The following is a 21,617-nucleotide window of genomic DNA, read 5'->3' as shown; positions in this document are numbered from 1 at the left end:
TTTAATAATAAATATAACATATATTACACCATTTACAAGCGTTTTTATTTAATTTTCTGTTTTTAATAATTTTTTTAGAAAAAAGGAACCAATCTCTGGATGTACATATACTTCACCATCATCTAAGATCTCTTCAATTACTTGCAGCATATCGTTGGTTTTCATGTTCTTCAGAAGAAAGCCTGAGAAAATTTCAAAGTTCATATATTCCTTCAAACCTTCTTCATGTGAGATTAGAAGAATTACTTTTGCACCTTGCCTCTTCATCTTTTTCAAATAGTTTTCTGTACTGGCATTTTCTATTTGTTCAACGATAATGAGGCGCGGAGTTTTATCTTGTTTTTTTAGTTTCCTTGCATCAAACCCTATAACTGAGAATAGCCTACCAAATTTAAGTTCCATGAGATTTCTAAGTCCCTCTCGGAATGGACCTCTCTCATTAATAATCAAAATATTTTCCATTCTCCCCTACCTTTCTTTAAACAAAAAAGAACGACACTTGTTTCAAAGTACACACTGGTAGCAGTTGCACTCTTCAAACAAGGGTCGTTCCCTTTCTTGGATATATGTTATTAATTCCATTATACCAATTATTTCATATTAAATTCAATATTACTTTTTCCAATTTTTCGGTTTTGGTGAGGAAATAGATGAAATCCTTCCATTTACCAATAAAGCATACTGGCCGTATCCATCTTCATCAATCACCCATGCCATTTTTGAAGCGATCGAGAGTGAAGATTTGTGGTCATGTAGCGGGATGGGGGACTTGTAGACTTTTTTACTCCACCCTTTTACTGCATCCTCCATACTCTTTGGTACCCGTTGCGGTTTATTATACTGATTGACGATCCAGCAAGCAAATGTCCCACAAGGTGAAATGAACCAGGACGCATCATCTCTATGAGCGGAAAAGTCAGGTTGATTAGGATACGTATATTCTTTCTTATAAACCGAACTCCCTGTTAGCTCATGAAATATTTCTTCATCATCTAGTAAATAATCCGCTTCTTCTTCAATTAAAGAAAACTTAAACGGAATATGCTCGTTGGTTGATAATTCTTTAAACTCTCTACTTAAAAAGTTACCACATCTTGCAGCTTCATACTCACTATCTACATTCACATTTTGATGAATAGAACAAACTCCAGTAATTCCATCAAACAGGTCGCATGAATTACGGCAAGTAACTGCAAAAGGGTTATTTTGATTTTGGTCATTATCCACTATAAGTTTCAGCATAATATCACCTTATTTCAAAGAAGTTGATTACGCTGCTCCTAAAACATATGGCATGATACTTGTGATAAACGTTAAGAGCACCGCACTAACCCACAACCTCTTACTCCACCTGCCGAACTCTGGCTGATCGATCAACTTGAAAAAGTAGAAAAATACTAGTCCGATCAACACCATCCCGATGGACGTAAAGTAGCCTGTGGTTTTAATTAAACTTATCAAATCATTTGCAAGTAGTGTAACATTGTTAGTATCTGTTGTAAATAATATTATTACCATAATTCGGATAAAGAAGAAACTTATAGGAACCCAAATCAGTAATCCCGTAGAAAACTTCATAACTTGTCCAGTCTTAGTGATAATGGAGTAACCCATTCTTACAACGCCCACTAAAAACATAATCGTGAACAAAGCTGAAATCATATAAGAAACCGTTGGTGCTAATCCATTAATTTGTTCAGTCCAGGAACCGAGTTGATCGTTCATTGTCGGACCATTTCCGTTACTGCCGAACGCTGGATTTGCGTAAACTTCTAATGGATAAGATATACCGAATATAAACGCAAATAAGAAAATAAAATTTTTTAATTTTTTCATTTTGCTACTCCTGTACTGAATTTAAAACATACAGCAGATTCAAATGTTGCTGTACTCATCCGTCCGTTTACAACCGGCAGCACAGATACAAACTTGAATCTACCTTTGTTGTAATCAAGAACATGGTCTAATGTTGCTTGCCATTGACTAAGTACCTGCGTATTGATGGTTTGCGTATTTTTAAGAATAGTGTTTACTTTTCTCCCGTCAAGCTCTAAAGAAAAGCTGATTGTTTTGAGAGAATACTCATGCCCCCTGAACTCCACTTTCTTTATGAATCCTCTAAACTTCAGAAGTCTCTTAAAGACTGAATAGTATTCTCTCATTATGTCTTTTTTGGACATATTCCGTAATGGACAAGCAATAGTAATCTCCATTTTAACTTTACTGTGATCCATCGTTCCATCAGGAAGAACATCGATTTCTGCTTGGAAATTTGCTTTTAACTCTCCGCATATAGGAGTTAACCAACTGATGTCTGAAAAAATCAAATTGTCTTCAAGATTATCGTAATATTCTTCATTTTGAGGAATTCCTTCAATGCCTTTTCCTTCAACAAACATATCATGAGTGTTTGAATTGTATTTAAAATATAAAGATTTTAATCCTACTCTGTGTGTCATTAAAGTTTGTTTAATTTCTAAAATCTGATCATCGTTCAGTTGCTGTATCATAACCACAAGAATAATCCCCCTTCAATCAAAAAATGGATATAAAAAAGCTAGTAAGTTACCGATGTAAGCTACTAGCTTTTAATTCGGCAACTGGCTGGCATAACTTACGTTTTAGCCCCTAATAGTTTTGCGTCTTCACTTTTCAGTGAATTTGCGATTAACGATGTAAAATATGTATTTGTTTACAAATTCTACAACATCATATTACAAAATTCCTAGCTTAAATGTCGAATATTGTCGTTTACTTGACGATTATGTTACTTTATATCTAATTAGTAAAAATATATTGGTATATTAGTCCCGGTTTTACCTCCTGTTCTAAAGAAATAATCTTTATTTCCTTAGAACAAGAGGCGACTAAAGTCGCGCTCTATAACCATTAAATAGCAATTTGTTCTTCATAATAGAAATAATCACTTTCATCAGGAATAACATAATCAGCCGAAGCGTTTGTTTCCAAAAGAATCAAATTATCTACTGTTACTTCTTTGCCTGAGCGGATTACATCTAGCATAAGGACATCGCCATTTCTTAATTTGGAAGCTTTTTCTTCAACGTTGATCCAAAGTCTTTTACCGTCAGAAACGTGAATATAGTTTTCTTCCATACCGACAATTGAAACAACCCATTTTTGAGGACCATTGATACAATCCCCTATTTTGGCAGATGCAAATTCTTCATATCCGGTTTGTGACTCTTCTTCCATTTCATCAAGATCAGCCAGCTGTATACAATCTTCTTCCTCTTCATGTTCAGCTAGACTAACCATTTCGTAAGTAAACTCCGATGCAGAATCATCATCAAAATAAAATTCTGATTCCAACTGAGGTATTGCCAGTGGATTATCCATCATATTCAGTTCTTGCTGAAGCTCTGCAAATAATCCCTCTGCTGCATGGTCTAATTCTGATACAGTAAATTCAACAGGTTTTGCCACATTAGAAATTACAGGTACAGATTCCTGGACAGGCTCTATACAATCAACTTCCATTTGGGCTAGATAGTTAAAATGCTCCATTCGTTGTTTGGCATGTGCTTCTGTGCAATAAACAAAAACATACATTTCAAGCAACCAGTAAAAACAAACTAACAATTCCATCGTTAAAACAACTGTCACTGTAATACCCTCCTACAACCTTTTTTAGTTTTAAAATAATTCAAACGCCAATTGCCCGCTGACCGCAGCACTTCTTTTTTTCTTGGATTTGATCTCTGCTACCTTTATTTCGAATAGGGAGACTTGCTGCCCTTCCACATTCGAGTCAACTTTATCAGCTGATTCTCTTTCAAAGTCCGTCAGATAAGCAACGATTTCACCATCTGCTATACAATCGAAACCGAATGCCTCAATTAAATCTACCTCTAAGACATTCTTACTTAAGGTAAATCCATTGATCAAACCCTTCTCGATAAAGGATGTGATAGTAGCCGCTTTACGCACAAGAACGTTCTTTGAAGAGTCTGTTTCAAGTTGCTGGTTAACCCATGCAATGAATTGCTCTTTTGCAGTAAGTACTTTTTGTTTCTTCTTTCCTATCCCGGCTAAAATTTCTCTAGCACGTTCAGATGCTTCAGCAACCCACTCTTCAGTAGAACCTTTTAACTTGGCTCCCTTTTTAATGGACTTGATCAGCATGGATTGAAGATCTCCATCATCACCCAACATAGCATTTAAACCATCTGAGCTTACGTCACCATTAATCGCTCCCGCTGCCTTGTTCTTTTGAGCAATCAATGTAGCCATTTGTTCCTGGAAGGTGTGTTTGTACGATAAGTAATACAGACGACATTCCTCTGACTGACCAATTCTGAAAGATCTGCGAGCGGCTTGATTTATTGTAAACAATGACCAACTGAACTGATAAAAGATAAGTGTAGGCGTGCATAATAAATCGAGTCCTACCTTAACAAGTTCTTGCGAGACAATGACAACATCATGGTCCTCTTTTTCAATTTTCTTTTTCAGCCATTCGCTACGTTGATTTGTTTTGGCTGAGCTAGTATCAAGGATGGCAACTTTTGCACCAATTTGTTCAAGAATCATTTTAAGTCGAGGTCGAACATCTCTCCCTTCAATACTTGAACCTGTATCCCGAACATAAACGATAGACTTTCTTCCTTCTTCCACCTCACCACGAATGATTTCCTGTAGCTTTTTCTCTTTATTGAGAATACGGTCTGCCGGAAAAGGTTCTGGCTCCCAAATTAAATCTCTTCCTTCATCCGTTTTAATAGAAAACGAAGGATAGGTAAAGGGGTTGTCCGGATAAGCGATACCTGTCTGTGTGAGCGGTAAGTAAAGTTTATGTCCATCATCACGACTTCGAATGTTACGTTCAAAAGTCCAAACCATCGAATCATAATGTTCTTTTAAATCCTCATCTAAATCCACTAGGATAGTAGGTACATTGATTAGCTCAACAGGATCTGGCCAAACATCAGTCAATCTAACTAGCACACTATTTTGTACAAGGAATTTACCGAATACAAAAGGAGAGATACCAGGCAAGACTTTCTCTGTTCGTTTCGTGCCGCCCCGCGATTGTTTGTTGGAATACTCCCCTTTATCGTCATGATTGTAAGTGGTAGTTTCAATGTTTCCATATTCCTCATTCCACTTTCGTACTTCCGAATACTTATATCCGTTTTCAACCATGAGATGTGGAAACAGCCTCCAGAGAGTAAAGTAGATATCTTCCGCTTTCCCGCCAAACAAAGTTCCAGTCCCGCCAACAACTTTTTTACATGCTGCAGCAAGACTACCGAGGGCGTGTCCTTGTGCGCTCATACCGGCTTTCAATTCGTGAATCTCGTCTATAATTGCAAGATCGAAAAACCAACGCATTTTACGGCGAATGTACTCAACGGTAGATATCCTTCTTGGATTACCTTGTTTAGTCGGAATATCAGGTTGTGAACTTTGGATGTGTTTTACTAAACGTTTATTTCCATCAAGAGCGGCATGAGTTACTTTCTTTTCATGTTCAATCCACTCTTTAGGATTGGTATAACGGGTAGGTACACGTTTTGTCCATAAGCTTTCTCCACACTCACTACAAAAAGCATTAGCTGGCTGTTTTGAGTTATGGATACGTCTGGACGTTCCAAATTCTTCTTCATCCATTGCCCGCTTTGTATGATTCTCTTTTTCCTCTCCATTTTCATCATGATCAATCGTTGTTGATTCAATGACTTGGTTAGGATTACCGCAGCATGGACAATAATAGCCATAGCGATAAGGAAGAGATTCACTCATAGCTTGAAGTTTTGTTTTCTTGTACTGGAAGTGTACAGCTGGCTCCGTAGCACAATCCCCACGCATTGTTGTAAATGAAACAACGAAAAATGTAGGTTTAGTTGGCTTTGGTCTTCCCGCTCGTGTCCAGGCACTATGAAACTCGATTAGTTGAGATGTTCTTTCAATAACTCGTACATCAGCATGAGGTACAATCTCTTTAATTTCTTCCGGCCACTTCTTAGTTAGAGATGGTGGACACATTAAACAAGTAAAATATCCTTTTTTATTAGACATAGCGGCAAGAACATCAGCGATGGCTGTCATCATCGTGGATTTTCCCGTCGACATCTCTCCTTGTATAAGAGCGGCGTTTTGCTTTTTAAGAACCTTCGCTACAGCTGTAGAAACATGAGCTTGCACAGGAAACAACTCTCGCTTATAGGTACTTATTTGAGGATCAACAGGATCTGTAAGAGGATTATGAACTGGCTGTACCTGTTCGCTTACTTTGTCAATCATGTCATTCACAAAGGTCTGCATATAGGTTGTCAGGTCTGTAATCTCTTCAAGATTGCTCCCGCTTCCACCACTTGGGAACTTTAAGATGCCGTTTTGAATCATTTCAGAAATGATTGCGTCAGCTTCTTCTTCGTTCAATTTAAGTTTGTAAATGTTAAATCCATTTGGAAAAAGCAAAGGGTCAAAATAAAATTCCACTTCTTCTAAATGCTCTCTTTTTAGAAACTCATTGAATACGGCATCTTTCCAATCCGGCAAGATATTTAATCCGTATTTCCCTCCACCTAATACTTGTCTAAGATCTTCAGCTGGTGTCCCATCAAAGGAAAGGATATAGTCGCTGTTTCCGAGTAGTTCATCATGAACGATAGCAACTGCCTTACGATTTTGGTTAATCGTTATAGGGAATTTTTCGTACTGACCTTTTTCAGAGAACATGCGAAGCTCCGAAACAAATTTGTAATCGGTTAGTTGTTTAATACCATGACCAAAAGCTAATCCTCCTGATCCAATATCAACCGCTGCTTTCATTGCTTGCAACGTTGAATCAGAACCCGCAATGATTGCCATTAGTAGTTTAGAACCCGTATATTCATTCGGACCAGGCTCGACAGCTAGAGCGTAACAAAAAGCATTTTGCCATGCTTGTTCAAGATAAACTTCAATCATTTTGGGATTGTCGTTTGTTTCAGGCACTCTGTTAAAGTTGTTCATCTTAAGTCCCTATCAATCAATTTAAATAGAAAGCGTGTGCTCCCCATTTAGTATTGATGGTAGGGATACACCTCCCTGTCTAATAAGACTGATATTTAATTTGAATCCTTACTTCGCTATACGTTCCAAATTACTCTGGCGAAATCATAGGCTTCACTTTGGTCCGCTCCTTCTTTTGGAAGGATATTTTGTAATTCCTTTTCAATAAGCCCAAAATTACCAAACTCTTTTAAGCTCGGGTATTTTTCAAGCAGGAATTCTACGAAGTCCCAAAACTCTTTTTCGTTATCTTTAAACTTTTTCATTAACTGGCCACCTCAATTACTGGAGTATCTTCTTTAACTTCTTCCATAAGCTTTTTGAAGTCATTAATGATTCTGCCGGATATATCACAAATCTGAGAACCATACTTCACAAGGGCTTCTTCATCGTCACTCCAGCCTTTTACATAACCAAAGCTGTAATCAGAAGTATCGAGTCCAAAGAAGGAACAAACAACAAATGCAGATCCTTCCGCTACGACTTCCTTTTCAGACCTGGTAGATTTATCATCATGACGATGTACTCTGGAATGAACCAATTCATGGACCAACGTTTTACAACGATGATTGATACTAAGCGATTCTTCTACCACGATTTCATGAAGTGATGGTACATAGTAACCATTTGAACCTTCAGCGTCACCGTAGGAGACAGGACAATTATCTTCAGCTGCAATTCGTTCAGCAATCTCGATAATATGTCTTGCTTCAGGACAATCACCATCTAATGTGATCTTAGCTTTATCAATGGGAAGCGGCTCTCCTTCTGTCTGTTCATATGCAAACACTGGAACCGTTAAAAAACCCACTAGCTGAACTTCGTTACTTTGAGATCCATCTTCATTCTTTGCTTTCTTGAAATTAGGTTTGAAAATCTTTAATGACTTCGCACCCTTTTTCACATTTCGCCCTAACTCTTGCCAACGCTTATAAGAAGCAATGAAACTAGCGTTTGGAAACTGAGACTTAGCGACCATGATGTTGCGGAAGGAGTAGTTAGGCATAAGAGCTTTCATTTCTAAAATTGCTTTGAAAACTTCTGGATCATAAGAAAAGTTCTTAACGCCTACTTCTAGGATAGAAACAAGTTCTTCAACTTTTTCTTGAACACTTGGTCCATCTTTCTTCTTCCACTTCTTTTTACTTTGGCTTGCAGCCATGAAAACATCCCCTTTTACTTAAAGTTTTTAATATATAAAAAAGAGCATAGGTTTCCCCATCCTCTTTGTTAACCACCATTCAATTTTGGCAATAAAAAAAGCCCTTGAAGTCTCTGATAAATAATAGCTAGTAAACTACTAAGCTACTTACCATCAACCACAAAGGCTGTATCGTTTAATTAAATCCCGCTAATCCGTAAAAGGATTGCAAACAAAAAATAAAATCAAAAAGTGAATATATGGGTATTATACCTTTATTTATAAAAATCGACAAGAACGGATAGTAAAAGAATTAGGTTAAATTTCCTACACTATTATTTTTGAGTTACTATTATTGGAAAAGAAGTTATGGGGTGGTTCAATGTATTATCAAAATCATGAAGTGATGGGGACGGACAAACCTATTTATAAGGAACAGCCAGAAGGATTTTTTACACATGAAGAATTACTAATTTCTGACGAAGATATAAAACAGTTTGAACATGCAGCTTTCCAACAAGTGACAATCAATGGTAAACCATTATTTCAGATGCTTTTTTTTAAAAAAAATAGTGCGATATATCATCATACTAAACCCGCTACTGTCACACCAATTAGAAAAGATAATTAGAAAAGGGGAGACTAAACTCCCCTTTTTATTTGTAAATTTCGAAAAGCTTAAGAAAATAAATAATCGTCTCTCCCATTTGTTCTTCTGTCTCCGTATAAGGAATGTCAATTACAGGTATCCCAATTTTCCAGCAGCAATCCCTTTTGTACCGATCTCTGCTATTTCTTTCCTTAAAACCTTTATAACTACCAAAAAAATCATTTCTAATAAGTTTGTAATGTTGTACTCCATTAAATTCAATAAAAAAAAGCGGGTGGTTATTCTTACAAATCAAGAAGTCCATGCGGTAATTCTCACTAAATCCGAACCTATCAATCGGAACTTCTTTAATAAATTCTACTTTATTTGAAGTAAGAAAGTTTGTTATAAATTTCGCACCGTTTGATTCTTTACCTTTCATTTTACATTTAGGGCAGCTAACACCTTCTTTTACTTGAATAGGCTGTATATTCCATTCATGGCCTTTTGGACATAAATGTAAGCCTTTTGTTCTCATCGATTTGTATGGCCCTATAAACATAAATCCCTTTTTGTTTTCCGATAAATAATCAATATACTTCTGATGATTTGGTGAAATTTTGTTATTTACGTCTTTCCTCCAGGTATATGAGCTCCAAACATATCTTTTAGGATCTTCTAAATTAATAACAAAAGATTTAATTAGTCGGTCACCTAACTGTTTTTCAATTGTATTTATATATTGTAGATATTGTTCTAATTCTGCTGGGTGCTGTGATCTTTTCTTTTGATGGTGAACAATTCCTTTGGAATCTCTAATAAGAAGCAAAATAAGTCCTTTAAATTTCATAATATAATCCTCAACTTAAAATCTATTTTGAACCAACCGTATACTCACTAATCTTTTAAGATCTTTAAAGTCTTTTTAAAAGCGTATTCTTAAAAACTTATTATTTGGTATAGATTTTCTATTTACCCTATGTAGAAATTCTATGTAACCTATATAGATTTTCTATATCTATTTTTATAGGTATAGAAAATCTATATGCTAATTTTTGTGGATAACCTACCTATAGAATTTCTATATCCCCCCTATAATTTTATCGTAGGTATAGGTATAGATTTTCTATAGGTATAAATTTTTGTGGATAAGTTATAGGTATAGATTTTCTATAGGTATAGATATAGAATTTCTATACCCTTATATTACAGAAAAAAATAGAAGGGAAATCCCCTTCTATTTCATATCCCCTAGTCTTATAACAGGTTGGAAGAATATTTCATATACCATTTCATCAAATTCATTATTAATGAATGGTCCAATCAATGTTCGGACTATATCTTCAAAAGACTGCTGCATAAATTCATGTCTAATGTATATAACTGCATACATTCCTTCAAATTTCAATTTAGATCCTTTAAAGTACATCTCATAAGAAGGCTTACTAATTCGTTCTTGTAGATGGTTATTAATTGTTATCCAGAGATTATTTTCATCTTCTGAAGTTTCAACCTGTTCAATACGAAGATTAAATAAATCATCAAAAGTTTCAGCATCCTTCTCAGCTTTCTTTAAAGCTTGCGTTTTCATAGGAATACCTCGTTGTTCAAAATCCTTGTAAATTGCTTCATATTCATCTTTGGCATTGAGTTCTACTTCATGTGATTCATTTAATTGTTCTAGGTATTCATTGTGCTTAGTGTACAATTTAGGTTTATTTTCCTTAAGAGACAACAATAAGCTTTCTGTTAATAAGGGAATAGTTCTTCTAAGTTTAAAAAAGATAGATGTGTCTTTATCTTTATCATCTTTTTTCTTACGCCAGAACCTAAATATAAAGCCATGATTTTCTAGAATATCTAGATAACCATTCAAAGCATCTCGCTTAATATCCATTTTTTGCTCAATTAATTCAAGACTAGGATCACACCAATCTTTTTGATAAGCATGTCGTAATAAATGAGTAAAAACAGCTACCGGTCCATGACCTAAAATTGCTCCCCAAAAATCTAAAAAATAATTATTCATCTGAGTATGACCAATTTGAGTTGCTGGTAGCAATTGACCAGTGTTTTCTAAAGTGAATTTCTTTACATCTTCTTCACTGAATTCAAGGGTCTTCTTAATTTTTCGTTCGTATGTCTGAAGAACATATTCAAGTTCTCCGGTAGTTGGATTTTTTACTTTTCTTTTTCTAGTTACTGGTTTTGAATCCGCGATTTCCTTCGTGTAACGGTAATACGTAAACTTAGTCAAAATAAATACCCCTTTCCCCACAAAAAGACATCAGGAAATAGAGGTTTTGGCTTCACTAATTTGTATATATATGTTATGATAAACACATAAATTAAGAAGCAAAACCCATCTTCCATATCATTTGTTAGCGTTGGCCGCCAAACCTTGACTAACTCATGATCCCCGGTGGGTTTATTTTTTTGTTTTTTTTTGTGTTTTGAACACAAAAAAAGCATACAAGATAATATGTACACTGAATAAGAGTATTTGGGTACACTTATCCCCGTACAGGGATTGGCCCAAATCACTTAATCAGCTATTTTCATATTAACATAAAATACGAAATAGTGACAAAACAAATTTGAGAGAATTTTCATGTTGATTAATAGATTCAGTGAATGCTATTATAGAGCTAATATAATAAGCTTAATCAGCGGCAGGAGTCTGGATCAATGATCCAGACTTTTTGCATTTTACAACACCTTTTGGCGGAAAAAAGAAAAGCCCTAGCAAAAGTAACCAATAGATCGTATCGGCTAAATTACTAGGGTCATTCCCTTTGGATGTATTAGTTTATGATTCTATTTAAACATTATATTTTACAATTTTCAACAGTTGTAAAGTATACATAGAAAATTTATGCAATATTACCTCTGAGATGCTTCTAATTAAATTATTTAATCCTCATAACCCTTAATGTGATAAGAAGGAGAAGTTGGTTTAAAACCACCTTGTGGGTTAAATAAGTTCGATTTTTTATGTGCATTATTTCCTTTTAATACTAGATTATTGAAATACTTTGGGTTCACGATTTTTAAATCAAGTTTATTTAAGTTTTCAATATCATTCATTAGGGATGAAACAGAAGTTTTAATCTTTTCAATGCGGTGAATAATTAGAGGGTTATTAGTTTTCTGCTTAGCATAGTGTAAATTTTCAAATACCATATCTAATTCTCCAATAAGATCCATTTTCTTCTTGTTATCCACTAATATTCCCTCACCTTAATAAAATTTCTTATACCAGAGTCATTTGTTTACACTTCCGACATTTTACTCTTACAGAATTGGTTTTAAAAAGTTTATCTTCTATCTCAAATAATAGAGAATTACAATTATTGCACCTTTTCTTTTGCCAATTAAGTTCTTTAACTTTTCTAAACCAGTAAAATAAATTTTTCATTAATGAGCTACTGATCTCCCTTCATCATAAATTTTCTGCTTAATTTAGAATATCGGTATGTTTTTTATTTTTTCCATAATATGATATTTGCTGCCTGCCTTGCTCAATAAACAGGGACACAATTCTTCTTTACTAACCCCTTTGTTAATTCAATTAATAAAAATAATACTGATGGATGTTAAAAAGGTATAGGATTTTTAAATAACGTTAACTTTCTAACAAAAACATAAAAAACCCCACCTTATTGATGGGGTCTTTATGTTTTAATTTTATTATTATTACTTAAACTTGGTCTGTACTTCCAACTCGAGATGACTTTTACACTAAGTTTTCTTTATCATAAAGAGAAATTAATTAACAATTTTCCTAATTAATCTTTATTTTGGATGACGATTCGGAAAGAACCAAAAGCTTGTTGACTAATATAATTTTCTTTACTGACTTCATATGGGAAAGGTAGAGCTATTAATTGAAAATTTGTATCATTATCCACATTTGGCAAGTTAAAATTAAAAATATGCCTTACTCCCGATGGAACGGTAGTATAAATTACATCTTGATCTTTGATGATTGTGTTTTGTTCCCAATCTCTAAGAGCTACTATTGCGTATCTCATTGGTAGTTCTGTATCATTTCCAACAGAAAATGTAAGTTCATTCCCTTCTTTTTCTACAAAAACAGCCTGTAACTTTTCTTTATGTTTAGTAACAAACATATTTTCATTTAAACCATCTGTTATTATAGAATCAGGTTCCTTTTCCTTAACATTATCAGTATCTTTAGCCGCTTGATTAATTGAGTAACGCATACTTAAAACTTCCTCTAATATTACGGCTCTATTAATATCCAATTCTTTTAATTTATAATTAGGTTTTTTAATAAGTAAAAATATTACTTCACGTGCATTTGAATTAACGGGCAAAGTAACCTTTATATATTTAGAAGTATTTGGAGACATATTAAAGAAATATTTGGTGAACTCTTGTTTGTTTTCAATTTTAAATGGCACCTGTTTGAAGTCTTCTAAAACAATTAACCCATATTCTCTGTTTTCGTCTAAATTATGATCTATAGAGACATTAACACTTATAATATTATTGTGTGGAATAATATTACTTCCATTATCAATATGTTCCCCCTTTGTATTTTTTAAACCGTATGCAATAGTGTTAGCAGCTTGTCTACTTACATTATTTTTATTTTCACTATTAGTTGCGATTACATTGGAAGAATTGTCTATATTAAAAGTAAGTTTATAGAAAAAATAAGATGAAAATATTAAAATTATAAATATTGTACCGACAATGTAATACCAATTAATTTTCATAATCATTCCCCATTATTAAGTATAAATAAAAAAGATATGCGTTAAGCATACCTTTTATAGTTCTTTTACCAATCATCTCTAGTTTCGTGAACAACATCATTGTAACCACTAAGTTTATAAGTATGATTTCCGACTGCCCAGTCATTTGCAATATAGAAAGTACCATTAACGGCTTTAGCAGCTACATAAGAAGAATCATACTGACTTACAGTTTTTGTATTTAATACTTCTCCAGAACCGTTAAACGTTCTACATTTTGCATAAATATAGTCTTCTGTTGTAGTTGAAGTTGATTTTGATACTGCATAAGCTCCCTCGAAATTATTATATACAGTTGTTGTAGATGTGTTTGTAGGTGCAGCCATAATACTTATGGTACCTGGCTTCAGTTGTTTATAGCTTTGAGCAACACTAGAATCAACCAACCCATCGTTTTCTGCAGCACTTGCTCCAGTTCCAAAACTCAAAAGTGATATACCCATAACTATTGCAAATAAAGGTTTTTTTAATTTCATACATATTACCTCCTTTTTTTATATATTTCTACATCATTAATCATGAACCTCTTTAATTTTACATTTTTTCAAAAAATAGGTAATTAGTAACAAAGCGGCTATCGGTTAAAAATGAATTGTTCTTAAAAAAACGTAAATCTTTGATTACAAAAGCCAAAAATTTTCAAGCTATCAATATAACTTGAAAATTTCTTGGCTTGTTGATAATTTTATTGAACAAATGGCTGTTTGTGAGTTACTTTTTGAAAAGTTCTTCTCGTAATTTTTTTATCTCTTCAGTTTGGTTTGAAATATTACTATTTATTTTTCTTAATGTACCATTTACTGCAAAGAATCCCGCGAATATTAATAAACCGATCAATAAATCCATTTTCACACCTACTTCATGTAATAATTAAATTTATAATAACCTGAATTGCCTCAGTTAGACATCTTCAATATCTAAAATTTTATCCATAATTAATTGTTTTTAAAGGGCTGTATCTTGAAAAGTAGTATTTATCCCATGTTTACACTTTCTTATTAGGAAAGTAGTAGCTCTACTTGTCCACTACTCGCTATATTGTATGCTTGTGTTACTTTTGATTGAGTAGATACTAACGTATCCTTTACCTTCATAAAGGTGTAAGCAATGCGGTTAGCAATCGCTTTAATCACTTGCCCAGAAACACTTTGTCCGAGCATTTCGTATTTCCGAATCTTCTGCGTGTTTTCACTAAATTGAAACCACTGAGGAATATCAAGTATTCTTTTTATTTCATCAATAGATAGGAATCTCCAACTCTTTTTATCTTCGCTTAAAACGTGGCTATTAGAGGCACAATTCGACGTATAACGCTTAGGGATACATTGTGCTTTCTCTGCATCCTTACTCAAGAATGTGAGCTCCAGAGAGCGGTCACGCCATGCTTCACGACTATTGAATGACTCCATCCAATCAGAAACGCTTTTCCATTCATGCTGCACATGTGATTGATCGAGATAATCCTTTAACTTCTTCCTCCTTCCCTTTGGTGGTGTAGGAAAATGAAATTGAAAGAATCTCTCTTCGTTATTGAATGCTACTGCGTATGTTCTTTTTCTTGTTGCCAAACTCCCGAAGTCCCATGCTTCTATTTCTTTTTGAGCCCAAAAAGGATAATCATCACTTAAAAGACTTTTCAAAGAATCCCACGCATGAGATTTATAGAACTGCGGGACATTCTCAAAGAATAGCACACTAGCTTTTGAGGACTGTATAATCTTCGCTGTAGCAAGCACTAAATCATTCATAATGTTACCCGAACCAAACCCTAAAGTAGAATGTTCATTGCATGGCAAGGAAACAAACGCCATATCAGTTTCAGCAACATCTTGGCAATCGCGTAGATCACCATTGAATACCATCGAATTAGGGAAGTTCTTCAACAAAACTTCAGCTGAATCATCTTCTAATTCGATTTCTTGAACGGGTGTAAAGTAGTTTGTATCACTTAAGCAAGCCGTAGCCACTCCCGCTCCCGCACAAACACTTAATAAGCGAATACGCTGGTCTTTGGGTGTTGGAATCGTACTGTTCTCAAACAGACGATATTCAAGCGGCTTAATGACAATCTTACCTCTCCAACCCTTTTTAAAAACATTTACCTCTATCTTTTGATTAATGTCTAAAAACGAATATTTGTCTCCAGCTGTATCAATTAACGGACGCATTTTACCGCTTAATTTGCTCTTTCTTGATGCAACATGTACGGTATGAGTACAATCATCCGCTTGAAATGGAAAGTTCTGCAGAATGACTTCTTCCGTATCCTCATTAATTTTGATGTGGATCTCTCCTCCTGGTTCAAAGCCGGCAGCTTCGCATACAAGATTTTGAATAAACAATCTCGGTTTCTCAGGCTTACCTTTCTTAGAAACTGTATATACTTTCTTAAATTTTAGATTCATTTTAGTATCCTCCTTAGAATTTTAATAACAAAAAACAAGGCATTCATTTTTAGAACGCCTTGCTTTGTTGGTTCTCAGATTAAATCTCTTTATAAAAAAGACTTCTCTTTGCTGCATAATATTGAGGCTGCAACTTCTCTAACGATTCACCATAAGGCTCTATAATAGCGAGAGCGGGAAATTTTGAATCAGTTGGGAGAATCACTTCCACGTAATTTTTTACCGAATCAGGAACAACACAATTAAGGCTCATAAATTCCCTAGTTTGTTGGACCATTTTTTCATTTGTTGTATCTGACCAATAGATATTGATAAGCTGCTGAGTAATAAGGTCAAGGTTTATTAAATCGAATCGTTTGTCTTCAAATTCAATGAAAAACTCCTTAACCTTCACCTGCTCATTTATACAATCATCCTTTTGGTTAACAGCTTCAAAGTTGATTTCTGTAACCTTACCACTTTGAATGCTTTCCACAAGTTCAGCGGCACGAATTTGTAGGCTATCTAAAGATTCACCATCAAAATCAGACAATCCTAGTTCAATCCTATTGGTACCTGGTACACTATTCCCTTCTGTACAGTTCCAATCAAATTCGATTGTTCTTCCATTTGGTAAAGTAACTTGATAACCATTTGTTGAAATATGATATGGCTTTTCACCTGAATACTCTAATACTAAACCGCCAAAGATTTTTGATAACATACTATATCCTCCTTTTTATTGGGAAAGACCCTCCTATGATTAGAAAGGTCTCCATAATGTTTTTATAATTTGTTATACTCCGCTTCCATTACTGGATCACCGAGTACATAACTATTAAATATCAATCTCGCTGCATCTTCTTCAGAATGGTCTTTACTCACGAGATCCTTATAAACGAATTTCAAAAGTCCATCCTTTTTGATAAAGCGTTTCATTTTTAAAGGATCAAATTCATCTAACTCATACAAGGCTAGATATGGCTTTGTGAGTTCGATACAATTTCCTTTTTCCTCGCTAAAAGGCATAAAATCAAAGATAAATTCATCAGTAGATAAAGGAATGCTATTAAGAGCATGATGGATATCACCTTCTCTTGCATCACCTTTATATTGAATCGCAATATCTAAATCACTATACTCCTTATTAGTTCCAGCCACTCTTGATCCCACCAAACATATAAATGTCGGTTTAAAATCCGATTGATTATAGAAATCTTCCGTACATTCTTGAATATGTTTGTTCACATGAGTAAGAATAGCTTCAGTATTAAAGTTTGATTGAGCTTTCACTTGTACTCCCCCTGGTTAAATCAATTTAAGCTCACGAATGAACTTAAAGATTTCCTCGAATTTATTGTTAATTGCTAAACGGTGCTCATCCATCGGGAAAGCTAAACTATCGCGAGTACCGGCTACTAAATAGTCGCTTACCCTTCCCGCTGCCTTTAATTTATCTTGAATGAATGACTCAAAAGCACGAGCTGTCATTTCAAGATCCTTACTCCAGTACTTTCCTTCTTTACCTTTATCCAATTTAATAGAAGCTTGGAAATAGGGTGATTTATCAGAAGGGTATGGAATATAATCTATTTTTTCTCCTGTTTGATCTTCGTGATACCAAGCTAATGCTAAAGCGAATTTTTTTAAATTTCTCAAGTACTTGTTACGGATCTTTTCGCCTTCCTTTTGAGAACCGTAATAAGTTTGAGCAAAAGTTACATCTTCCTCCATACGTCTTTTTTTGGAGTTTATTCGTTCTGTCATGGCTTCTAACACGTTTCCGTTATGACGTTGGTAAGCTGATTTGAAATCGTAACCTCTCCAACGTTCACCGGGTTTGTTTGTATTCTCAAAATAACTGATACTGTTACCCTCTTTGATCAAATCAATTAACTCTTCAAAAAGTAACTTTAAGAAAGAATCAACATGCTGCCCCAACGTTTCCGGTTCAGATGCGTATCCTCTTTTACCGTTTTTAGAGTTGTGAGACAAATCATAAAGATGATTATCTAAGCCATGAAACCACTCATGTGCAAAAACCCCGAGCGATCCTTTTTCTTTGGTCATATTAATTACCTTAGATAGAGGTTCATAATGTGCAAGTGCACTACCACCACGTCCGCGGGCTCCATATGCCATTGCTAGTGTCCCGTTAAGAGAAATAGATGTGTAATCTAACCCTAATAACTCGGCTAAATCCATCATAGCTTCTGACGATCTGAGAAGATGTTCCATACCTTTTGAATCATCCATGTAGTGACCAAATTCGGCTCCACGTAAATGAAAGAAGGTTAATAGGTCTTCTGGCTTTTCAACCGTACTAATTGCCCCACCTGTACGGTCCGGACGTTCTGGAAGGTGTCTTTCCCATACCAGTTTACGAGCAATCCCTTTTTTCTTCTCTTTCTTTATTAATAGCTCATCCCAGGATTCAACCTTTAAAGCATTGGTTAAAGTACTTGTGTAGCTTGATTTACTTCTAAAGAAGTTAATAAATTTATCTCCTAAACTACGCAAACCAATTTCTTGTGCTTTTCTACAATTTAAAATATCGCGTTTTGCGTTGATTCCTCTTTTGTAGGCAAGCCGCCATTCATCGCTATCCTTTGGTAGACTATCCAAATCTAATTTGATCTGTCCCAACAATTTTTCAAGTCCCGTCAGATTATATAATTCATGTCGTAATAAAGTCGCTAAATTATTAAGATAGGCATAAAGTTCATCCATCGTTTTAACCTTACTAATGGAATCAAGAAGATAGTGTGCTGCTGTCATAAAAGACAATCGCACTTCTTTTGAATCAACAGATGGTGTAGAATCTATCCGCTGAAAAAGAAGCTGTTTTGCTCTTGCGACAGCCGGTTCAACACCATTCTCTTTTTCGGTCAAAAGGTTAAAACTTCTAAATAGTTCTTTTTTGTTTACAATTTCAGCAGCTAAAATCGCACTGGAAGATTCAATTTCTTCCAAAACAGAAGCGGATTGATTTTCCTCAAATGCTTTTCTGAGAGCGGCTAGATCCTTACGAGCTCCACCAACTTTTTCTCCCACATCATAAGCAACCTTTTTTAAGGATTGCTGTTCAGTACGAATATCTAAGTCATCATTAGTTTCAGTCATTTCAAATAAAGAAAATTGACTTGTCATTATTCATGCCTCCACATCGGTTTTTAATAGAAAAAGAGGTTAAAGAACGAATGTCCTTTAAACCTCTTTTGTTTACTTCTTAATAATTAAGAAGCTTTTCTTATGAATTTTGATTTGTTCATCAAACGCAAATGTTCAGCTGGGGGAATATATACAATAAACCCACCAAACGGTAACTTTTCACAACGGTACTTGGTTATATCAACCTTTACCTTTGTAACAAAGTAATCATTTGCAAATGCAGGAACCTCAGTAAGCCATTTAGCGTCAGTCTTTCTCTTTCTTCGAGATGTCACTTTATGAGATCTTAAATAAAGAGTAACCTCTACAACAGACTCTTGAGTTGCTGCTTGAACCTTTTTAAGTCTATTAAACAAAGTAATTCCCCCAATAATTTATTTGATTTTTAAGGTTACATTAAAGCTTCTGGCCATTCACACAAATTAATGAAATAGTGATGGTCATCGTCACCGTAATCTTGAAGTTCAACCATATCTAAATCGTAATCTTTAATAAAACCTACGACTAAACTCGGACCCCAAATCGTTTGAACCGTTTTGCCGATTTTTTTTTCTACATCTTTATAAATTTCGTAAGGTGTTAAAGCCATCATCTTTCCCCAGTCTTAAAGCAACGCAAACTGTCCATTAGAATCAATGAAGAGCGGGATTGCTCGATTTTTGTTTGGTTTTATGTCATATCCTAATTCACTTGCCAGCTGTTGAAGCATTTTCAATTTACTATTGAGTCCTTGATTCTCAAACTCGAATAGAATGGCTGACTCTTTTTCTTTAGCGTAATCTATCATATCCCTGATTAAATCCTCCTGGTCATTGTTAAAAAACAAATAATAGGGTGGATTTGTAAAATGTTGCAGAAACTCAAGGAAGTTGTGGCCACTATAATGTGCTTTGAATCCATATACGTTGTAATGTGCAATGAAACTACAATGCGAAGTAAAGAACGTATAGAGGAACAAATTCATACTACTTAAGTTGCGCTGATCAATTATCTTTTTAAACCCCTTCAATAGCTTTTCGTTATCATTCATTACCGTTTACCTCGCGTTCTACCAAACCTGCGTATTTACAGGAATATTTAAGGTCATTAAGCATGGTATAAGGTGTAGAAGATATTTGATTCACCCAATCGAGATCATCAACTTCCCAACCAAATTCAAGCGGATATTCTTCTCGGAATTCGTATTGCCAAAATTCATTCAAAGCATCTGGACTATATTCAAACCAAAATTCAAAAGGTTGGTCGAATTCTCCGCCGATATATTGAACGAAAACCTTGTTTTCAGAAATTTTCACTCCTGTTACTTCATTGGAATAATCTCTGCCCGGCTCAACGTAATACCATTTGTTTTCTTCTAAATCAGCAAGCTTTACGCTGCTGTCTGTGAATGTGTAATTAGTCATTTTACAAATCCCCCATTACCTTTAGTAGTGTTTTTACTCTTAAACTAGCTTTCGGACTAAGCCGGAAGGGTTTATTATTTTGACGGAAACTTCACGTTTTGTACGAGTTTTTGTGACAGTGGAAGTAGAACCATTATCATGGGTCTTTTTTTCTTCCTCTGTTACCTTTGAAACAATCTCTAAACCTTGTACGAGGTGATAGTTTTCATCTCTACCAATCTCTCCATTGACGGCACCGCTCGCAAGCAGGAGGGCCAACTGGCCTTGGTTCAACGGGAGTATAGGATTACCACCTATCACAAGTTGTTTAGGCTTAGAACGGCTGATAAAGGCATTGAAACCTTTAGAATGCCGAATAGCTTCAACATTGTCAGATTTGTTTACTAGCTTCGTATAAAACGTCTTTAATTCTTCGATTCCTGTAGGTACTGTCCATTTCTTATTTGCATTAACAAATAGATTGATAGGACTAACCTTCTCCATAACAAAATCATCTGATTCCATTTGAACCAGGAAGTCGAAAAGCTTTTGATTAAACTCCTTATGCTTTCCGCTTTTTTTGTTACCGATAAAAATACACTGGCGGAAATCATCATAGTCTTCATCAGAAAATCGCATAATACCGACATTAAAGAAATGAGTCGCTAAAAATCGTGCTATCCGTTTATCTGCATAACGATAAGAAGGGATAACATAAATCATTAGTCCTTTTTCTTTAAGGTAGCGGCTATTACGTGCAAGTTCCTGCCACTCTTTTCTGTCTGCTGATTCATCATCCATAGCTTTCATAGTAAAATCATATGGGGGATTTAGATACAAGAGGGAAACCGCGTCATTTTGTATAACCATGCTCTCAATAGGAGCATTAATACAATGATTCAGCAACGTACTAGCTTTTTCAGCTCGTCTCTTGTCTAGTTCAACTCCATAAGTGGAAATGATACAATCTTCAGATTGATGGGCAGCTGCAAGTTGGTTAAGGATAACTCCTTCTCCACACGTTGGATCTAACCAAACACCATTCCCCTTCACTTCAAGCAATTTTGTTAAGAATTCTCCTTGCAGTTCCGGAGTCGCGAAAAACCCGCTCTTTATTTTGTTACCGATATGACTCATTGAGTATCC

General features: G+C 34.9%; 23 protein-coding genes and 1 riboswitch. Of the genes, 1 reads left to right on the top strand and 22 read right to left on the bottom strand.

The window, feature by feature from the left end; genetic code table 11:
- Nucleotides 1–48 precede the first annotated feature (48 nt).
- The 8 genes from AWM68_RS05720 to AWM68_RS05685 form a co-directional block, all read right to left on the bottom strand.
- Nucleotides 49–462, bottom strand: coding sequence for a response regulator transcription factor (locus AWM68_RS05720; protein ID WP_066238369.1), 414 nt, complete (start codon nucleotides 460–462; stop codon nucleotides 49–51).
- A 150-nt stretch (nucleotides 463–612) separates the two neighbouring features.
- A complete protein-coding gene (locus AWM68_RS05715; RefSeq protein ID WP_066238366.1) occupies nucleotides 613–1,242 on the bottom strand; it encodes a hypothetical protein in 630 nt (209 codons plus the stop codon).
- A 27-nt stretch (nucleotides 1,243–1,269) separates the two neighbouring features.
- A complete protein-coding gene (locus AWM68_RS05710) occupies nucleotides 1,270–1,836 on the bottom strand; it encodes a hypothetical protein (protein ID WP_066238362.1) in 567 nt (188 codons plus the stop codon).
- Nucleotides 1,833–2,516 carry a hypothetical protein gene (locus AWM68_RS05705; protein WP_066238359.1) on the bottom strand — a complete coding sequence of 228 codons (684 nt, stop codon included), beginning with the start codon at nucleotides 2,514–2,516 and terminating at the stop codon, nucleotides 1,833–1,835. The genes AWM68_RS05710 and AWM68_RS05705 overlap by 4 nt, the downstream gene beginning before the upstream one ends.
- A gap of 76 nt (nucleotides 2,517–2,592) precedes the next feature.
- Nucleotides 2,593–2,676: riboswitch (cyclic di-GMP riboswitch) on the bottom strand.
- Nucleotides 2,677–2,889: 213 nt separating this feature from the next.
- The gene (locus AWM68_RS05700; RefSeq protein WP_066238356.1) at nucleotides 2,890–3,627 is read right to left on the bottom strand and encodes a hypothetical protein; all 738 of its coding nucleotides are present in this window, start codon (nucleotides 3,625–3,627) and stop codon (nucleotides 2,890–2,892) included.
- 30 nt (nucleotides 3,628–3,657) lie between these two features.
- On the bottom strand, nucleotides 3,658–6,981 hold the full coding sequence (locus tag AWM68_RS05695) for a DEAD/DEAH box helicase (RefSeq protein ID WP_066238354.1): 3,324 nt from the start codon (nucleotides 6,979–6,981) through the stop codon (nucleotides 3,658–3,660).
- Between the two features lie 116 nt (nucleotides 6,982–7,097).
- Nucleotides 7,098–7,286, bottom strand: coding sequence for a hypothetical protein (locus AWM68_RS05690; protein ID WP_066238351.1), 189 nt, complete (start codon nucleotides 7,284–7,286; stop codon nucleotides 7,098–7,100).
- A complete protein-coding gene (locus tag AWM68_RS05685) occupies nucleotides 7,286–8,182 on the bottom strand; it encodes an ArdC-like ssDNA-binding domain-containing protein (protein WP_066238349.1) in 897 nt (298 codons plus the stop codon). The genes AWM68_RS05690 and AWM68_RS05685 overlap by 1 nt, the downstream gene beginning before the upstream one ends.
- A gap of 334 nt (nucleotides 8,183–8,516) precedes the next feature.
- Between AWM68_RS05685 and AWM68_RS05680 the strand changes: the two genes are divergently transcribed.
- Nucleotides 8,517–8,792 carry a hypothetical protein gene (locus AWM68_RS05680; protein ID WP_156488314.1) on the top strand — a complete coding sequence of 92 codons (276 nt, stop codon included), beginning with the start codon at nucleotides 8,517–8,519 and terminating at the stop codon, nucleotides 8,790–8,792.
- 25 nt (nucleotides 8,793–8,817) lie between these two features.
- Here AWM68_RS05680 and AWM68_RS05675 read toward each other — a convergent pair whose 3' ends face one another.
- The 14 genes from AWM68_RS05675 to AWM68_RS05610 form a co-directional block, all read right to left on the bottom strand.
- Complete coding sequence (locus AWM68_RS05675; RefSeq protein ID WP_066238344.1) at nucleotides 8,818–9,600, bottom strand: DUF2726 domain-containing protein; 783 nt, start codon at nucleotides 9,598–9,600, stop codon at nucleotides 8,818–8,820.
- Nucleotides 9,601–9,987: 387 nt separating this feature from the next.
- A complete protein-coding gene (locus tag AWM68_RS05670; protein WP_066238341.1) occupies nucleotides 9,988–11,007 on the bottom strand; it encodes a hypothetical protein in 1,020 nt (339 codons plus the stop codon).
- A gap of 656 nt (nucleotides 11,008–11,663) precedes the next feature.
- Nucleotides 11,664–11,975: a hypothetical protein gene (locus AWM68_RS05665; RefSeq protein WP_066238339.1), complete on the bottom strand. Its 312-nt coding sequence runs from the start codon at nucleotides 11,973–11,975 to the stop codon at nucleotides 11,664–11,666.
- A gap of 563 nt (nucleotides 11,976–12,538) precedes the next feature.
- The gene (locus tag AWM68_RS05660; RefSeq protein ID WP_082820589.1) at nucleotides 12,539–13,495 is read right to left on the bottom strand and encodes a hypothetical protein; all 957 of its coding nucleotides are present in this window, start codon (nucleotides 13,493–13,495) and stop codon (nucleotides 12,539–12,541) included.
- Nucleotides 13,496–13,560: 65 nt separating this feature from the next.
- Nucleotides 13,561–14,010: a hypothetical protein gene (locus AWM68_RS05655; protein ID WP_066238336.1), complete on the bottom strand. Its 450-nt coding sequence runs from the start codon at nucleotides 14,008–14,010 to the stop codon at nucleotides 13,561–13,563.
- A gap of 522 nt (nucleotides 14,011–14,532) precedes the next feature.
- On the bottom strand, nucleotides 14,533–15,939 hold the full coding sequence (locus AWM68_RS05650; RefSeq protein WP_066238334.1) for a DNA cytosine methyltransferase: 1,407 nt from the start codon (nucleotides 15,937–15,939) through the stop codon (nucleotides 14,533–14,535).
- A 79-nt stretch (nucleotides 15,940–16,018) separates the two neighbouring features.
- Nucleotides 16,019–16,642: a hypothetical protein gene (locus AWM68_RS05645; RefSeq protein WP_066238330.1), complete on the bottom strand. Its 624-nt coding sequence runs from the start codon at nucleotides 16,640–16,642 to the stop codon at nucleotides 16,019–16,021.
- A gap of 62 nt (nucleotides 16,643–16,704) precedes the next feature.
- The gene (locus AWM68_RS05640; protein ID WP_066238327.1) at nucleotides 16,705–17,211 is read right to left on the bottom strand and encodes a nucleotidyltransferase domain-containing protein; all 507 of its coding nucleotides are present in this window, start codon (nucleotides 17,209–17,211) and stop codon (nucleotides 16,705–16,707) included.
- Between the two features lie 15 nt (nucleotides 17,212–17,226).
- Nucleotides 17,227–19,068 (bottom strand): LPD1 domain-containing protein, encoded by a 1,842-nt coding sequence (locus tag AWM68_RS05635; RefSeq protein WP_066238324.1) that lies wholly within the window; start codon nucleotides 19,066–19,068, stop codon nucleotides 17,227–17,229.
- A gap of 86 nt (nucleotides 19,069–19,154) precedes the next feature.
- Nucleotides 19,155–19,445, bottom strand: coding sequence for a hypothetical protein (locus AWM68_RS05630; RefSeq protein WP_066238321.1), 291 nt, complete (start codon nucleotides 19,443–19,445; stop codon nucleotides 19,155–19,157).
- A gap of 35 nt (nucleotides 19,446–19,480) precedes the next feature.
- Nucleotides 19,481–19,678 (bottom strand): hypothetical protein, encoded by a 198-nt coding sequence (locus tag AWM68_RS05625; protein ID WP_066238318.1) that lies wholly within the window; start codon nucleotides 19,676–19,678, stop codon nucleotides 19,481–19,483.
- A 15-nt stretch (nucleotides 19,679–19,693) separates the two neighbouring features.
- The gene (locus tag AWM68_RS21290) at nucleotides 19,694–19,876 is read right to left on the bottom strand and encodes a hypothetical protein (RefSeq protein ID WP_156488313.1); all 183 of its coding nucleotides are present in this window, start codon (nucleotides 19,874–19,876) and stop codon (nucleotides 19,694–19,696) included.
- A 235-nt stretch (nucleotides 19,877–20,111) separates the two neighbouring features.
- Nucleotides 20,112–20,492, bottom strand: a complete 381-nt coding sequence (locus AWM68_RS05615; protein WP_066238309.1) for a hypothetical protein — start codon at nucleotides 20,490–20,492, stop codon at nucleotides 20,112–20,114.
- 39 nt (nucleotides 20,493–20,531) lie between these two features.
- The gene (locus AWM68_RS05610) at nucleotides 20,532–21,608 is read right to left on the bottom strand and encodes a DUF6094 domain-containing protein (protein WP_231868375.1); all 1,077 of its coding nucleotides are present in this window, start codon (nucleotides 21,606–21,608) and stop codon (nucleotides 20,532–20,534) included.
- Between the last annotated feature and the right edge of the window lie 9 nt (nucleotides 21,609–21,617).

Origin of the sequence: Fictibacillus phosphorivorans (genome assembly GCF_001619875.1) — a bacterium.
In the GTDB taxonomy this organism is placed as follows: Bacteria; Bacillota; Bacilli; order Bacillales; family Fictibacillaceae; genus Fictibacillus; species Fictibacillus phosphorivorans_B.
This window is presented reverse-complemented; position numbering and strand designations above follow the sequence as displayed.

Excerpts from the sequence above, each read along its gene's own strand:
- AWM68_RS05690 (WP_066238351.1), bottom strand. The coding sequence starts at position 7,286 with ATGAAAAAGTTTAAAGATAACGAAAAAGAGTTTTGGGACTTCGTAGAA.
- AWM68_RS05720 (WP_066238369.1), bottom strand. The coding sequence starts at position 462 with ATGGAAAATATTTTGATTATTAATGAGAGAGGTCCATTCCGAGAGGGA.
- AWM68_RS05625 (WP_066238318.1), bottom strand. The coding sequence starts at position 19,678 with ATGGCTTTAACACCTTACGAAATTTATAAAGATGTAGAAAAAAAAATC.
- AWM68_RS05695 (WP_066238354.1), bottom strand. The coding sequence starts at position 6,981 with ATGAACAACTTTAACAGAGTGCCTGAAACAAACGACAATCCCAAAATG.
- AWM68_RS05610 (WP_231868375.1), bottom strand. The coding sequence starts at position 21,608 with ATGAGTCATATCGGTAACAAAATAAAGAGCGGGTTTTTCGCGACTCCG.
- AWM68_RS05710 (WP_066238362.1), bottom strand. The coding sequence starts at position 1,836 with ATGAAAAAATTAAAAAATTTTATTTTCTTATTTGCGTTTATATTCGGT.
- AWM68_RS05675 (WP_066238344.1), bottom strand. The coding sequence starts at position 9,600 with ATGAAATTTAAAGGACTTATTTTGCTTCTTATTAGAGATTCCAAAGGA.
- AWM68_RS05645 (WP_066238330.1), bottom strand. The coding sequence starts at position 16,642 with ATGTTATCAAAAATCTTTGGCGGTTTAGTATTAGAGTATTCAGGTGAA.
- AWM68_RS05685 (WP_066238349.1), bottom strand. The coding sequence starts at position 8,182 with ATGGCTGCAAGCCAAAGTAAAAAGAAGTGGAAGAAGAAAGATGGACCA.
- AWM68_RS05715 (WP_066238366.1), bottom strand. The coding sequence starts at position 1,242 with ATGCTGAAACTTATAGTGGATAATGACCAAAATCAAAATAACCCTTTT.
- AWM68_RS05655 (WP_066238336.1), bottom strand. The coding sequence starts at position 14,010 with ATGAAATTAAAAAAACCTTTATTTGCAATAGTTATGGGTATATCACTT.
- AWM68_RS05615 (WP_066238309.1), bottom strand. The coding sequence starts at position 20,492 with ATGACTAATTACACATTCACAGACAGCAGCGTAAAGCTTGCTGATTTA.
- AWM68_RS21290 (WP_156488313.1), bottom strand. The coding sequence starts at position 19,876 with ATGATAGATTACGCTAAAGAAAAAGAGTCAGCCATTCTATTCGAGTTT.
- AWM68_RS05635 (WP_066238324.1), bottom strand. The coding sequence starts at position 19,068 with ATGACAAGTCAATTTTCTTTATTTGAAATGACTGAAACTAATGATGAC.
- AWM68_RS05660 (WP_082820589.1), bottom strand. The coding sequence starts at position 13,495 with ATGAAAATTAATTGGTATTACATTGTCGGTACAATATTTATAATTTTA.
- AWM68_RS05650 (WP_066238334.1), bottom strand. The coding sequence starts at position 15,939 with ATGAATCTAAAATTTAAGAAAGTATATACAGTTTCTAAGAAAGGTAAG.